Source organism: Burkholderia singularis (assembly GCF_001718875.1).
Lineage (GTDB): Bacteria > Pseudomonadota > Gammaproteobacteria > Burkholderiales > Burkholderiaceae > Burkholderia > Burkholderia singularis.
Genome location: NZ_CP013448.1, coordinates 3,274,236 through 3,288,302, shown reverse-complemented (window position 1 = coordinate 3,288,302; position 14,067 = coordinate 3,274,236). Strand labels below are relative to the sequence as shown.

At 66.4% G+C, this 14,067-nt stretch carries 14 protein-coding genes; 3 read left to right on the top strand and 11 right to left on the bottom strand.

Annotated features, from left to right (window positions below; genetic code table 11):
* Positions 1 to 56: 56 nt before the first annotated feature.
* From AQ611_RS14565 to kynB, 5 genes are all read right to left on the bottom strand, one after another.
* A complete protein-coding gene (locus AQ611_RS14565; RefSeq protein WP_069234915.1) occupies positions 57 to 1,529 on the bottom strand; it encodes a mannitol dehydrogenase family protein in 1,473 nt (490 codons plus the stop codon).
* A gap of 408 nt (positions 1,530 to 1,937) precedes the next feature.
* Complete coding sequence (locus AQ611_RS25595; protein ID WP_146011828.1) at positions 1,938 to 2,186, bottom strand: hypothetical protein; 249 nt, start codon at positions 2,184 to 2,186, stop codon at positions 1,938 to 1,940.
* A 250-nt stretch (positions 2,187 to 2,436) separates the two neighbouring features.
* Entirely contained in the window at positions 2,437 to 3,414 is a 978-nt protein-coding gene (gene kynA / locus AQ611_RS14555) for a tryptophan 2,3-dioxygenase (RefSeq protein WP_069234913.1), read from the bottom strand.
* A gap of 132 nt (positions 3,415 to 3,546) precedes the next feature.
* The gene (gene kynU, locus AQ611_RS14550) at positions 3,547 to 4,797 is read right to left on the bottom strand and encodes a kynureninase (RefSeq protein WP_069234912.1); all 1,251 of its coding nucleotides are present in this window, start codon (positions 4,795 to 4,797) and stop codon (positions 3,547 to 3,549) included.
* Positions 4,798 to 4,838: 41 nt separating this feature from the next.
* The gene (gene kynB / locus AQ611_RS14545) at positions 4,839 to 5,480 is read right to left on the bottom strand and encodes an arylformamidase (RefSeq protein WP_069234911.1); all 642 of its coding nucleotides are present in this window, start codon (positions 5,478 to 5,480) and stop codon (positions 4,839 to 4,841) included.
* Positions 5,481 to 5,726: 246 nt separating this feature from the next.
* On the opposite strand from kynB, the gene AQ611_RS14540 reads away from it, so the two are divergent.
* On the top strand, positions 5,727 to 6,227 hold the full coding sequence (locus tag AQ611_RS14540; protein ID WP_059520515.1) for an Lrp/AsnC family transcriptional regulator: 501 nt from the start codon (positions 5,727 to 5,729) through the stop codon (positions 6,225 to 6,227).
* On the opposite strand, the gene AQ611_RS14535 is transcribed toward AQ611_RS14540, so the two are convergent.
* Entirely contained in the window at positions 6,214 to 6,714 is a 501-nt protein-coding gene (locus AQ611_RS14535; RefSeq protein ID WP_059520609.1) for a flavin reductase family protein, read from the bottom strand. The genes AQ611_RS14540 and AQ611_RS14535 overlap by 14 nt on opposite strands.
* A gap of 224 nt (positions 6,715 to 6,938) precedes the next feature.
* Between AQ611_RS14535 and msrA the strand changes: the two genes are divergently transcribed.
* Entirely contained in the window at positions 6,939 to 7,496 is a 558-nt protein-coding gene (gene msrA, locus AQ611_RS14530) for a peptide-methionine (S)-S-oxide reductase MsrA (RefSeq protein WP_069234910.1), read from the top strand.
* Positions 7,497 to 7,773: 277 nt separating this feature from the next.
* Here the strand turns inward: msrA and AQ611_RS14520 are convergent, their stop codons facing one another.
* From AQ611_RS14520 to pdxH, 3 genes are all read right to left on the bottom strand, one after another.
* Positions 7,774 to 9,063: a DUF72 domain-containing protein gene (locus AQ611_RS14520; protein ID WP_069234908.1), complete on the bottom strand. Its 1,290-nt coding sequence runs from the start codon at positions 9,061 to 9,063 to the stop codon at positions 7,774 to 7,776.
* A 23-nt stretch (positions 9,064 to 9,086) separates the two neighbouring features.
* Entirely contained in the window at positions 9,087 to 10,307 is a 1,221-nt protein-coding gene (locus AQ611_RS14515; protein WP_069234907.1) for an SAM-dependent methyltransferase, read from the bottom strand.
* Between the two features lie 129 nt (positions 10,308 to 10,436).
* Positions 10,437 to 11,081, bottom strand: a complete 645-nt coding sequence (gene pdxH, locus AQ611_RS14510; RefSeq protein WP_059520511.1) for a pyridoxamine 5'-phosphate oxidase — start codon at positions 11,079 to 11,081, stop codon at positions 10,437 to 10,439.
* 132 nt (positions 11,082 to 11,213) lie between these two features.
* Between pdxH and tcdA the strand changes: the two genes are divergently transcribed.
* Complete coding sequence (tcdA, locus tag AQ611_RS14505; RefSeq protein ID WP_069234906.1) at positions 11,214 to 12,068, top strand: tRNA cyclic N6-threonylcarbamoyladenosine(37) synthase TcdA; 855 nt, start codon at positions 11,214 to 11,216, stop codon at positions 12,066 to 12,068.
* Between the two features lie 99 nt (positions 12,069 to 12,167).
* Here the strand turns inward: tcdA and trxA are convergent, their stop codons facing one another.
* Positions 12,168 to 13,016 (bottom strand): thioredoxin, encoded by an 849-nt coding sequence (gene trxA / locus AQ611_RS14500; protein WP_059520509.1) that lies wholly within the window; start codon positions 13,014 to 13,016, stop codon positions 12,168 to 12,170.
* Between the two features lie 51 nt (positions 13,017 to 13,067).
* Positions 13,068 to 13,952: a pirin family protein gene (locus AQ611_RS14495; RefSeq protein WP_069234905.1), complete on the bottom strand. Its 885-nt coding sequence runs from the start codon at positions 13,950 to 13,952 to the stop codon at positions 13,068 to 13,070.
* Between the last annotated feature and the right edge of the window lie 115 nt (positions 13,953 to 14,067).

Genomic DNA, 14,067 nt, shown 5'->3' with positions numbered 1-14,067 from the left:
CTGCGCGTTTGCCGGCGTGCCAATGCAGGGTTGACCCGGATGCGGCGCGCCGCCGCTTACCGGCTCGCCAGCCACGCGTCGACGCGCTCGAGCCCGGCGCGCAGCGCACGCTCGAGTGCGCTCACGCCGGCGAGCGAGCCCCAGAGCTGACGGTCGGCCGCGAGCGCCGCGACCGGATCGGCCGCGTCCGCGATCGCGCGTGCGGTCCGCTCGTCCATCACGCCGTCCTGATAGGCAAAGGGCAGCGCGCGTTGCGCCCAGCGCTGCAGGAAGCGCAGGAAGAGCGCCGGCAGCACCGCCGTCGATACCGGCTCGGCGCCGCGCGCGATCGATTCGGCGAGCGTCGGCGCGATGAAACCGGGGATTTTCGAGAAGCCGTCTGCCGCGACACGCTGGTTAGTATCGAGGATGTGCGCATTGCCGAAGCGCTCGAGCACGACGTCGCGGTAGCAGGCGAGATCGAGCGGGCTGGGCGTCAGGCACGGGATCACGTCGTCCGTCACGTATGCGTGCGCGAAACGGCGGATCGCTTCGTCCCGCGTGCCTTCGTGGATATACGTGTAGCCTGCGAGCGTGCCGGCCCACGCGATGCAGCTGTGCGTGGCGTTCAGGATCCGGATTTTCGCTTCCTCGTAAGGATGAACGTCGGCGACAAGCTCGGCGCCCGCGCGTTCCCACGCGGGCCGGCCGGCGGCGAAGCGCTCCTCGATCACCCATTGGATGAACGATTCGCCCATCACCGGGCACGCGTCGTCGACGCCGGTTGCCGCGCGCACGCGCTCGCGCACGTCGGCGGTCGGGCGCGGCGTGATCCGGTCGACCATCGCGCACGGGCACGTGACGTTCGCATCGAACCACGCGAGCAGGTCGGGCGGCTCAGGCGTGCCGATTGTGCCGGCGGGCGTTGTCCGGGGCGTCGCGGCGGCGTCGCGGCGTTCGTCAACGGAGCTTGGGTGGCAGCGCCGAGCGAGGAATTCGCGCATGCCGGCGCGAAAGCGCGTGCCGTTGCTGCGCAGGTTGTCACAGCTTTGCAGCGTGATGGGGCCCGCGCCGCGCGCCGCGCGCTCGGCGAGCAGCGCGGCGAGCGTGCCGTAGATCGTCTTGCGTGCGCCTTGCAAATCGGCGGCGAGATCGGGATGCGCGACGTCGAGGCGATCGAGTTCGTCGAGGTAGTAGCCGCCTTCCGTCACCGTGAACGACACGATCTTGCACGCGTGATCGGCGCCGGCATCGATGAGTGCCGCGTGATCGGCCGACCACGGCAGCACGCGGGTGATCGAGCGGATCGTCTCGTAAGCGCGTTCGCCCTGGGGCGTGACGGTTTCGAGCGTGTAGACGCCATGTTGCGCGGCGAGCGCGTCACGCGTTTCGCGCAGATCGTCGCGGATGTCGCCGACGACGAGCGACCAGCGCTCGTGCGCCGGCGACATTTCGTTGACGCGATGTAGATACCATGCTTGATGCGCGCGATGAAACGATCCGATGCCGATATGCAAGATCGTTGGCGCGGCGCTGGCCGGACTACTCATTACGTGTCTCCTGTCGATCGGAGTTGGCGCTTTAGCGCTTACTCCGATCCCATGCCGTGATTGGCCGAAGTTGGCGCTTCAGCGCTTACTTCGCGCCTCACGGCGGTCGATCGTGACTAAAGGCTTCAGCGCCTACTCCGATCCCATGCCGTGATTGGCCGAAGTTAGCGCTTCAGCGCTTACTTCACGCCTCACGGCGGTCGATCGTGACTAAAGGCTTTAGCGCCTACTCCGATCCCATGCCGTGATTGGCCGAAGTTAGCGCTTTAGCGCTTACTTCGCGCCTCACGGCGGTCGATCGTAGCTAAAGGCATCAGCGCGTAATCCGATCCGATATAAGGCTGACGGCCGACTCACGCCTGCCGGGCCATGTTTTAGATCATTTGATCATCTTGTGAGCGAATGATCTTATTCGGAGCAGGGAAAGTCAAGGCAGGCACCGACGATTTCGATGCTGCGCTGCGTCGTTCGTCGCCGCTCGAAAGGAAGGGGATGGGCGTGTCGGCGCAACAGCCAGCCGCGCGGCACGTGTTCGCGTTGGATTGTCGGCGTGCGTGCGAACGCGCCGGCGCCGCGCACCGGGTGGAAGGTCCGGTTGCGTGCCGATCGCGCACCGGACGAAATGTGCCGCCGTGCGCGCGCGATGCGCTTGTCCACGCGCGCGGCCGTCGATATTGCGATTGTGCGACGCGCCGCGGTGGAGGAGGGGCGGGCGTGGAACCGGTGAATTTTGCGTCGCAACGGCGCCGGTGCGATAGACGCCGCCGCCGCCGCGCCGATTCCGGCCGCTTCCCGCGAAGCGCGGCGCGCGGCATGTCCGCGCGCTTATAAACGCGCGACGCCGGCCGACATCGACGCTCTCGCGCGGTGCCCGCGCGGTCGGAGCAACCGGCCGCGCACGGCAAAGCTACAGTGCGGTACGCACTCGCCAAAGCTCGGGAAACAGTACGACGTCGAGCATCTTGCGCAGGTACGGTGCGCCGTTCGTGCCGCCCGTGCCGGTTTTCAGGCCGATGATCCGTTCGACCGTGGTTACGTGGCGGAACCGCCATTGACGGAATGCGTCCTCGAGATCGACGAGTTCCTCGGCCAGTTCGTACAGTTCCCAGTGCGCGTGCGGCGCGCGATAGATTTCGAGCCACGCTGCCTCGACTGTCGGATCGGTGCGCGTCGGCTGCGTCCAGTCCGCGTCGAGCCGCTCCGGCGCGATCGCAAAGCCGCGGCGCGCGAGCAGGAATATCGCCTCGTCGTACAGCGACGGCGCGCGCAGCGACGCTTCCAGATGCGCATGGATTTCCGCGCGATGGGCGTGCGGACGCAGCATCTGCGCGTTCTTGTTGCCGAGTATGAACTCCAGTTCACGGTACTGGTGCGACTGGAAGCCTGACGATGCGCCGAGATACGGCCGCATCGCCGAGTATTCGGACGGCGTCATCGTCGCGAGTACGTTCCATGCCTGCACGAGTTGCTCGAGTACGCGCGACACGCGCGCGAGCATCTTGAACGCAGGCGGCAGCGCATTGCCGACGATCGATGCGCGCGCCGCGCGCAGCTCGAACAGCGCGAGCTTCATCCATAGCTCGCTCGTTTGATGCTGGATGATGAACAGCATCTCGTTGTGTTCGGGCGAGCGCGGGTGCTGCGCATTCAGCAGCGTCGACAGCGATAGATAGTCGCCGTAGCTCATCGATTGCGAGAAGTCGAGCTGCGCGTGGTGCCAGCCGGCGGCCGTGCCGTCGACGGTCGCGTCCGGCGCGTGCGTCGCTTGAGGCGCTTGAGGCGCTTGAGGCGCTTGAGGCGCGCCGGAGCTGGCAAACGGGCAGCGCGGATTGCCGTCGCCGCTGTCCGGCGGCGGGGGGTGATCTGAATTCACGAAGGTCTCCATGTTGGGATGAGCCGTGCCCGCGCGCGTCGAAGTGCGGCGCGGGCACGGCGAGCGCCGAATGCCGAATGCCGAATGCCGAATGCCGAATGCCGAACGCCGAACGCCGAACGCAAGCGTGGCCGCGCGAGCCGCTCAGGTCACCGACGAGCGCGTCGCGAACTCACTGGCGCGCCAAGCCCCGGTGTCGAGGATGTCGGCGAGCGCGTCGACTGCGTCCCATACATCGACGAAGCGCGTATAGAGCGGCGTGAATCCGAAGCGCAGAATGCGCGGCTCGCGATAGTCGCCGATCACGCCGCGCGCGATCAGCGCCTGCATCACCTCATAGCCGTGCGGATGCTCGATGCTCACCTGCGAGCCGCGCTGATGATGCGCGCGCGGCGTCGCGAGTTTCAGCGCATGTCCCGCGCAGCGCGACTCGACGAGCGCGATGAATGCGTCAGTCAATGCGAGCGACTTGCGGCGGATGGCCTGAAGGTCGGTTTGCGCGAACACGTCGAGTCCGCATTCGATCATCGACATCGACACGATCGGCTGCGTGCCGCACAGAAAGCGCGCGATGCCGGGGTCGGGGTCGAAGCCGGGCTGCATCGCGAACGGCGTGCGATGGCCCCACCAGCCGGTCAGCGGTTGGTCGAAGCTGCTCTGGTGACGCGCCGGCACCCAAACGAACGCGGGCGCGCCGGGGCCGCCGTTCAGATACTTGTACGTGCAGCCAACCGCGCCGTCCGCGTGCGCGCCGTTCAGATCCACCGGCACCGCGCCCGCCGAATGCGCGAGATCCCACAGCATCAGCGCGCCGGCTTGCCGGACCGCTTGCGTGACGGCCGGCAGGTCATGCATGTAGCCGGTGCGATAGTTCACGTGCGTGAGCATCGCGACGGCGGTTTCGTCGTCGAGCGCGTCGGGCAGTTGCGCGGGATCGTCGATCAGACGCAGCGTATGGCCCTGGCCGAGCTGAGCGATGAGTCCCTGCGCGATATATAGATCGGTCGGAAAGTTCGCGCGCTCCGATACGATCACGCGCTTGCGCGGCGCATGCTGTGCTTGATGCCCCAGCATCGCGGACAACAGCTTGAACAGGTTGATCGAAATCGTATCGGTGATCGCGACTTCGCCAGGCGCCGCGCCGATCAGCGGCGCGAGCTTGTCGCCGAGCCGGCGCGGCAGCGTGAACCAGCCGGCCGTGTTCCAGCTGCGGATCAGGCCCGCGCCCCATTCGGCGTCGATCACCTGCTGCGCGCGCGCGGCAGCCGCGCGAGGCTGCGCGCCGAGCGAGTTGCCGTCGAGATAGATCACGCCGTCGGGCAATGCGAATGCGCCGCGCAGCGGGGCGAGCGGATCGTCGCGGTCGAGAGCGAGCGCTTCTTCACGTGTCTTCATAAGGTCGGTCAGCTTGACGAGAAAAGAGAAGGGCGGGCGCGTCAGCGCGCGCCGGGCAGCGCGCGCAACACCGCGCGCACGGGGCTCGCGTCGAGCCCGTCGAGCTTGAGCGGCAATGCGATCAGTTCGTAGTCGCCTGCCGCGACGGCATCGAGCACGAGTCCTTCGAGAATCGCCATCCGGTGCGCGCGAACGCGGCAGTGCGCGTCCATCGTCTTCGACTCCTGCGGATCGAGCGACGGCGTGTCGATGCCGATGAGGCGCACGCCCCGTTCGGCGAGCAGATCGATGGTCGCCGGCGCGACCGAGCAGAACGCGCTATCCCACGCATGCAGCGGCGCCTGCCGGTATGTGCGCAGCAATACGCGCGGCGGCGGGGCGCCGGCGAGCGCCGCGGCGACATCGCCGGGCATGACCGCGGGATGCGCACCGATGCAATCGATCACGCGGCAATGGCCGAGATACGCGTCGAGCGGCACTGCGCCGATCGACGCGCCGTGCGCGTCGTAGTGCAGCGGCGCATCCGCGTGCGCGCCCGTGTGCGGCGATAGCGTGAGCCGCGCGACATTGACGGGCGATCCCGCTTCGATGCGCCAGACCCGCTCGACGCGAACGGGCGTATCGCCCGGCCAAACGGGGGTAGCGGGGTGGATTGATGGGGAGATGTCCCAGAGGTCGGCCATGTGAGATCGAAGCGAGTCGAATGCTGAAATCAGACGAATAAGTCGATTCGCCCTGCGCTCATCGCGTTTGCTGCTGAATCAGCGGGGGATTTCGCTGGGCGGGCGGCGGCGTGCGCGGGTGCGCGCGGCGGCCGGGCATGTACCGAGATGATAGGCAAACGCCGGCCGCAGATGGTTGCGAAATAAGCATGGACAATCCACCAATTTGGCAGATAATTCGAAATAGATTCGAAACGGAGACCAAAAGTGCATGCGATCACGCTGGACGCTACAGATTGCCGTATTCTCGCCGTCCTGCAGCAAGAAGGCCGGATCAGCAACCTCGATCTTGCGGAACGTATTTCCCTGTCGCCGTCCGCTTGTCTGCGGCGGATGCGGCTTCTCGAAGAGCAGGGGGTGATCGAACGCTATCGCGCGTGCTTGAGCCGCGAGAAGCTCGGGTTCGAGCTGGAGGCGTTCGTACAGGTGTCGATGCGCAATGACGAGGCGCAATGGCACGAGCGCTTCGCGCAAGCGCTGCGCGAATGGCCGGAGGTAGTGGGCGCGTTCGTCGTGACGGGCGAGTCACATTATCTGTTGCGCGTACTTGCGCATAATCTCAAGCACTATTCGGATTTCGTGCTCAATCAGCTCTACAAGGCGCCCGGCGTGATGGACATTCGCTCGAACATCGTGCTGCAAACGCTGAAGGACGAGGCGGGGCCACCCGTCGCGCTTGCGCGCACCGGACCGATCAAAGCTGTGTGAGGCGATGGAAGCCGCCGCCGTGGAACACGAGCGGCGCGCCGTCGCCTTGGAAGCCGCACCGCTCGACCTCACCGACGAAGATCACGTGATCGCCCTCGTCGTAGCGGCTGCGGTTGTGGCACTCGAACCACGCGAGCGCGCCGTCGAGCACCGGCATGCCCGTGTCGCCCGCCGCGTGCGACACGCCTTCGAAGCGATCGCCCTTGACGGTCGCGAAGCGCATGCACAAATCGAGCTGCGACGCGGCCAGCACGTTCACGACATAATGGCTGTTCGCGCGGAACACGGACGCCGACGCCGCCTTGTGCGCGAGGCTCCACAGCACGAGCGGCGGATCGAGCGACACCGAGTTGAACGAACTCGCGGTAATGCCAATCAACTGGCCGGACGGCGCACGGGTGGTGACGACGGTGACGCCTGTCGCGAACTGGCCGAGCGCCTGGCGGAACGCGGCGGAATCGAAATTCGGCGGGCTGGCTTGTTTCATCGCGCGATAGCCTTGGACGACGCGCGGCACCGGGCGACTGTGGCGGCGCGTGCCGGATGGCGGGTAGAGAAAAGAAAGGTCATGAGGGAATCGGTCAGAGTGTGACGATTTTAGCGGAATCGCGCTGTGCTGCGACGGGCATGACGTTTGACTGAGCGGCCTGCGCCGCATTAGGCGCGCTAAATACCGCATGCGAAATGGGTAATGAACGAAAGGATACCGGTATGAATCAGGCAATGCACGAAGTCGCCACGCTGGGCGGCGGATGTTTTTGGTGTACCGAGGCGGTGTTTCTCGATGTCGACGGCGTGGTGGCGGTCGAATCGGGCTATGCGGGCGGCCATACGCGCAATCCCGGCTATCGCGATGTGTGCGACGGCGAGACGGGTCATGCCGAGGTCGTCAATGTCACGTTCGATCCGGCCCGGATCGGCTATCGCGAGATTCTCGAAATCTTCTTCGCGACGCACGATCCGACGCAACTCGACCGGCAGGGCAACGACGTCGGCACGCAATACCGGTCGGTGATCTTCACGCACTCGGACGCACAGCGCGAAACCGCGCTCGACGTGATCCGCGCGCTTGAGCGCGACCCGCTGTACGACGCGCCGATCGTCACGCGTGTCGAGCCGCTCGACGGCAATTACTGGCCGGCCGAGACGTATCACCAGAATTACTATGCGCGCAATCCGGCGCAGGGCTATTGCGCGGTCGTAATCGGGCCGAAGCTCGCGAAGTTCCGGCAGAAGTTCGCGCATCGGCTGAAGTCGCGCGGTGCGTGATGCGGGGCGCGGCCGGCTTGCGGTTGGCGGGCTCGGTTGCGGCGGCGGGTGGGCACGCGCCGGCCGTCCCATCGGGACGGCTATCGAGCGATGCGGGTTGCGCGGGATTCGGCCCGAGCGGCACGGGCGTCGGCCCGGCGGGCATCGCGTATGCGCGGAATCGATCGCATGAGCCGCTCGGCTGCATATTCATTGCATCTGGCGCCGCCGCATTGAGCACGATGCGCGCTGCGCAGGTTTGTTACCGTTTGCGCCGTTCAGACGCGCCGCGCTCGCGCTACGCCGCCTCGCCCTGCGAGCGCGCGTAGGCAGCCGCAATCTCCTTCGCGAGCGCGATGCACGACAGCGGCGCCGATCCTTCCGCCTTGTTGTTGATCGTGATGATCACCGGCTGCCCGGCGAGCGCATAACGCGCGGCGAGTTCAGCGAGGGCCGAGCGCGTGTGCGGATCTTCGTCGACGAGCCGGTCGAACGGCTCGTATTTTGCCTTTGCCTGTTCGTACTTGAAGCCGCCGTGCAAGCTCCAGCGAACGAGGAGCGGCCCGGACGGCTCGCCGTCGAGCAACGCAAGCGCTGCCGATTGACGCAGCGGGTCGGGCATCCTGGCATGCAGCCCGACGCAGTAGCGCACGCCAGCGGCCGACAGCGCACGGATAAAGCGGGGCGTGAGCAGGCTGGCGTCGCGGATCTCGACCGCGTAGCGCGGGCCGCCGGCGTTGCCTGAGCCCCCGGGTAGCGGCGGCAGCGCGGCGAGGAACGCGGCAAGCCGCTCGATCAGCGCGGCCGGATCGGCAAGCAGGGTATCCGGCATCGGCGAAAACTGGAACACGAGCGCGCCCGCCTTGTGGCCGAGCCCTTCCAGACAGGGCCGGACGAATTCGTCGGTGGCGATCTGCGCGTTCAGGAACGTGGGATTCGGGCCGGCCGGCTCGCCGCGCGCACCGCGCACGAGCGCATCGGTGACCGACGCGGGCGCTTTCACGACGAAGCGGAAATCGTCCGGCACCTGCTGCGCGTAGCGCAGGTAATCGGCGACACTGAGCGGCGCGTAGAACGAGCGGTCGAGGCTGACGCTCTTGAGCAGCGGGTGCGCCGCGTAGGCTTCGAGCCCTTCGCGCGACAGCTTCGATTGCGCGTAGTCGTCGCCGTAGACGATGTCTTTCCAGCCGGGGAAATACCACGACGACGTGCCGAGCCGCACGAGCGGCGGCAGCGCTTGCGCGGCGGCCGCGACATCGTCGGAAATCTCGGCGGGCGCGACGCCGCGCCGGCCATGCCGGTGAGCGCGCTTCTTCGGTGGGGCGTCGGGCGGCGGCGGGGCGTCGAAGCCCGGCAGCGTGGGCGTGGCATGATCATCTGCCGCGTGGGCGCCGTGCGCGGCCGCAGCGCTGGATGGGCTCGACGTATCGGACGAGCCTCCGGCATTCGAACTGTCGCTCGCCTTACGCGGCGGCTTGCTGCCGGCAGCGGGCGGCAACGCGTTTCCGAACAAATCGAACTGATCGCGTTGCGCGTCGTTTTCCTGTCGCGGCTCTCGCGGCGCGCGCCGCGTGCTGTCGTCACCCATCCGTCATGGCAAAAAGACGCTGCTCAGCGCGGCAGCGCGTGTTCGTACATATAGCGGCGCGACCACGGCAGCGTTTTCGCGCTGCGCCCGGCCCGGCGGCACACGATCTGGAAGATCGACACGTCGTCGTGCTCGAACGCATACGCACAGCCGGCCAGATAGACGCGCCAGATCCGGAATTTTTCGTCGTCGACGAGCTTTCTCGCTTCGTCGGCTTTGGCTTCGAAGTTCTCTGTCCAGATTTCGAGCGTGCGCGCATAGTGCCGGCGCAGGCTTTCGACGTCAACCGCCTCGAGCCCGCCGCGCTGTGCGGCGTCGAGCGCGAGGCTGATGTGCGGCAGTTCGCCGTCTGGAAACACGTAGCGGTCGATGAATTCGCCGCCGCCGAGCGCGGTTTCGCCGCTATCGGCGTCGGTCGACGTGATGCCGTGGTTCATCGCGATGCCGTCCTCGACGAGCAGCTCGCGCACGCGCGAAAAGTAGAGCGGCAGGTTCTTTCGGCCGACGTGCTCGAACATCCCGACGCTCGTGATTCGATCGAACTGGCCATCGATATCGCGGTAGTCTTGCAGCCGGATTTCGATCCGGTCGCCTAGGCCGGCGGCTTTCACGCGCTCGGTCGCGAGATCGAACTGGTTCTGCGACAGCGTGACGCCGACGCAGCGCGCGCCGAACTTGCTTGCCGCGCGCAGCACGAGCGCGCCCCAGCCACAGCCGATATCGAGCAGACGCTGACCGGGCTGAAGCTGGATTTTCGTCAGGATGTGGTCGATCTTCTTGATTTGCGCGGTGCCCAGATCCTCGTCGCCGTTCTCGAAGTACGCGCACGAGTAGACCATGTTCTCGTCGAGCCACAGCTTGTAGAAATCGTTCGATACGTCGTAGTGATACTGGATCGCCTTCTGATCCGACTGCTTCGAGTGGCTGAAGTAGCGCTTCATGCGCGCGAGCTTGCTTGCGTTCGTCACGGTGCTGCGCGCGAGCGAATAGCCGATGTTGATGATGTCGGCGAGCTTGCCCTCGATGTCGATCTTGCCCTTCACGTAGGCTTCGCCGAGATTGTCGAGGCTCGGGTCGAGCAGCAGCGGCAGCGCCGACGCGTGATTGACCTTGAGTGTTACCCGCGGCGCCGAGAATGTGCCGAAATCGAGCTGCTGGCCGTTCCAGAGAACGAGGCGCGCCGGCAAGTTCGCCTTCGCCCTGACGTCGTCCGCCCATTGTGCCAGTTTCTTTTCCCAGAACATTTGGATTCTCCGTTGTTCGTTGAAACGAAATACAGACAGCCAAATTTTCGACCGGACGGCCCCCGCCGCCCTGCAAAGCGCGCCGCGCCGCAGGCCGTGCGTGATGCGGCGCGAAGAGCGCGGCTGAACTTACGGCGACAGGCGGGAAATCGTCCAGCCGCTCGCCGACGCGGCATCGCGCGTATATAACAGACGGTCGTGAAGCCGCGACGGACGGCCTTGCCAGAATTCGATCGACGACGGCACGACCCGGTAGCCGCCCCAGTGCGGCGGGCGCGGCGGCTCGTCGCCGAAGCGCGCGCGGATTTCGCGCTCGCGCGCCTCGAGCACGTCGCGGCTCGCGATCACCGCGCTCTGCTCGGACGCCCACGCGCCGATGCGCGAGCCGAGCGGCCGCGACGCGAAGTAACGGTCGCTTTCCTCCGCGCTGGTCTTTTCGATGCGGCCTTCGACGCGGACTTGCCGTTCGAGCTCGATCCAATAGAAAAGCAGCGCCGCATTCGGGTTCTGCGCGATTTCGCGGCCCTTACGGCTTTCGTAATTGGTGAAGAAAACGAAGCCGCGCTCGTCGACGCCCTTGATTAGCACGATACGTGCCGACGGCCGCCCCGACGCGTCGACGGTCGCGAGCGTCATCGTGTTCGGCTCGGGCAGCTGGGCGTTGAGGGCGTCGTTGAACCAGGCGTCGAACTGGGCGAAGGGATTCGGGTTGACGTCGGCTTCGCCAAGCGACGCGCGGGAGTAATTGATGCGGAGATCGGCTAGGGTCGTCATCGGTGTGCGAACGCTCAATCGGGGCCAGTATAGCGAAGGTGGAAAAATTCTGCGCGGCGTCGGATACGCGCGTGTTTGCTGCTCGGCGATCAGGCAAAATAGCGGACTTGTCGCCTTTTCCGTCTTTTCCTTATGCCTCGTACCGACGCCATCGCGACGTCCGATGATCTTACTCTGCGCGCGCCGCAACAGCTTGACGTGGATCGTGCGCGGCGCTTCGGCGGGCTCGCTCGGCTCTATGGCGCAAGCGTGCTCGCCGCGTTCGAACGCTCGCGCGTTGCCGTGATCGGCATCGGCGGCGTCGGCTCATGGGCGGCCGAGGCGCTCGCGCGCAGCGCGATCGGGGAATTGACCCTCATCGATCTCGATAATGTCGCCGAAAGCAATACGAACCGGCAGATCCACGCGCTCGACGGCAATTACGGCAAGCCGAAAGTCGATGCGATGGCCGAGCGCATCGCGCTGATCGATCCGGCGTGCAAGGTCGTCAAGATCGAGGACTTCGTCGAGCCCGACACGCTCGATGCGATGCTGGGCGCCGGCTTCGATTTCGTGATCGACGCGATCGACAGCGTGCGCACCAAGGTCGCGCTGATCGCGTGGTGCGTCGCGCACGCGCAGCCGCTCGTTACGGTGGGTGGTGCAGGCGGCCAGCTCGATCCGACCCGCATACGCATCGACGATCTCGCGCAGACCATTCAGGACCCGCTGCTGTCGAAGGTGCGCGCGCAATTGCGCAAGCAGCATGGCTTTCCGCGCGGGCCGAAAGCGAAATTCAAGGTGAGCGCCGTTTATTCGGACGAGCCGTTGATTTATCCGCAAGCGGCTGCGTGCGGCGCAGGCGATTTAGCCGCGCCGGCGGGCGCGATGGGGGCAGCGGGGCTCAATTGCGCGGGATTCGGCTCCAGTGTATGCGTGACGGCGAGTTTCGGCTTCGCGGCGGCCGCGCATGCGCTGCGCGCGCTTGCGGCGAACGCGCAAGGGTAACGCGCACGTACGCGCGGCCGATGCGTATGTGTGCCGCTCGCCGTTATCGGCGGTGGTCTGCCGTTGCCGATCGCGTCGCCGCGATCGGCCCGCGCGATTTCAATGGAGTGCCGTGCTCAGCTTGCGCCGCCATGTGGACACGAGCGCAGGCTGGTCGGCCGCCAGCTCAAACACCGAAATCATCGTTTTACGGCCGACGTCGTCGCCGAACGTGCGATCGCGCTTGACGATCTCGAGAAGCTGTTCGAGCGCGCCTTCGTAGGCGCGCCGGGCAATCAGGCTTTGCGCGAGATCGAAGCGCGCTTCGAGATCGTCCGGATGGCTGGCGATCCGTGCTTCGAGCGCGTCGGTGGGCGGCAGATCGGCGGTGGCGTCGAGCGCGTCGAAGCGCGTCTTGATCGCCTGATAGCGCGGGTCCGCTCCATTTTTGGTTTGCTGCGACAGCCGGTCGGCTTCGGCGCGCGCGTCGTCGATCCGGTTCTGCGCGAGCAGCAGCTCGACGAGATCGAGCCGCGCTTCGTCGTAGCCGGGGTTCAGCGCGAGCGCGTGTTCGAGATGCGAGCGCGCGTCGTCGGGCCGTCCTTCGGCGAACGCGGCCTGCGCGGCGCGGCGCTCGGCCTCCTCGGGCGCGGGCAAGAGTCGATCGATGAACGCGCGCAACTGCCCTTCGGGCAGCACGCCGACGAATTGGTCGACGGGCTGGCCGTCCGCGAACGCGATCACGTGCGGAATGCTGCGCGTTTGAAAGTGCGATGCAAGTTCGGGATTCTCGTCGACGTTGACCTTGACGAGCTTCCAGCGCCCTTCGTAGTCGCGCTCGAGCTTCTCGAGCAGCGGGCCGAGCGTCTTGCACGGGCCGCACCAGGGCGCCCAGAAATCGACCAGCACGGGTGCGGCAAGCGATGCGTCGATGACGTCTTGTTCGAAAGTGGCGAGCGTGGTGTTCATGACGTCCTCATTTACGTTGATATCCGCATAGTGCGGATGCGCTGCGGTTTTTCAATGCGCGCGGCGCTCCGGCAGCGCAATCCACTCGGTTTCACCGGGGACGCTGCCCATCTGCTGGGCCGCCCACGCGCTTTTTGCCTGTTCGATCGCGTCGCGGGAACTCGCGACGAAATTCCAGTCGAGAAAGCGCTCGCCGTCGAGTTTGTCGCCGCCGAGCACCATCACGCGCGCGCCTTGCGTGCTCGCGAGCGTGACGCGCGCGCCCGGCGTGAGGACTGCCATGTGCGCGGCGGGCAGCGGCTGGCCGTCGATGGCCAAGTCGCCCTCGGCCAGATAGACGGCGCGCTCGTCGTGCTCGGCGTCGAGTGCGAATGCGCCGCCGGGCTCGAATTCAGCCGCGGCGTACAGCGTGCGCGAATAGGTCGTGACGGGCGAGCGCAGGCCGAACGCATCGCCCGCGATCACCGTGAGCACGACGCCGTCGCGCGTGAGCTTCGGCAGGGTCGCGGCGGGGTGGTGCTCGAACGACGGCTCGATCGTCTCGTATTCGCGCGGCAGCGCCACCCACGTCTGGATGCAATGGACGGTCTGGCCGCTCGCGCGCTCCGCGTCCGGCGTGCGCTCGGAATGGACGATGCCGCGGCCCGCCGTCATCCAGTTGACGTCGCCCGGCACGATTTTTTGCACCGAGCCGACGCTGTCGCGATGCATGATCGCGCCGTCGAACAGATAGGTGACGGTTGCGAGGCCGATATGCGGATGGGGGCGCACGTCCTGACCTTCGCCGGGCGCGAACGTGATCGGCCCGAGGTGATCGAAGAACACGAACGGTCCGACGAAGCGCGGCGACAGCGCGGGCAGCGTGCGGCGCACGGACACACCGCCGCCGAGGTCGCGAACGTGCGGCTTCAGAATGGTCTGGATCGAATCGGTCATGTCAGCGTCCGGATGAAGGCGATGGGGCTCCCATTGTAGTGGCTGTTGCGGCGGCGCGATGCCTGCCGCCATCGCAGTTTGCCGCGCGCGCCGGCAGCGCCGTGCGCGGAATCTC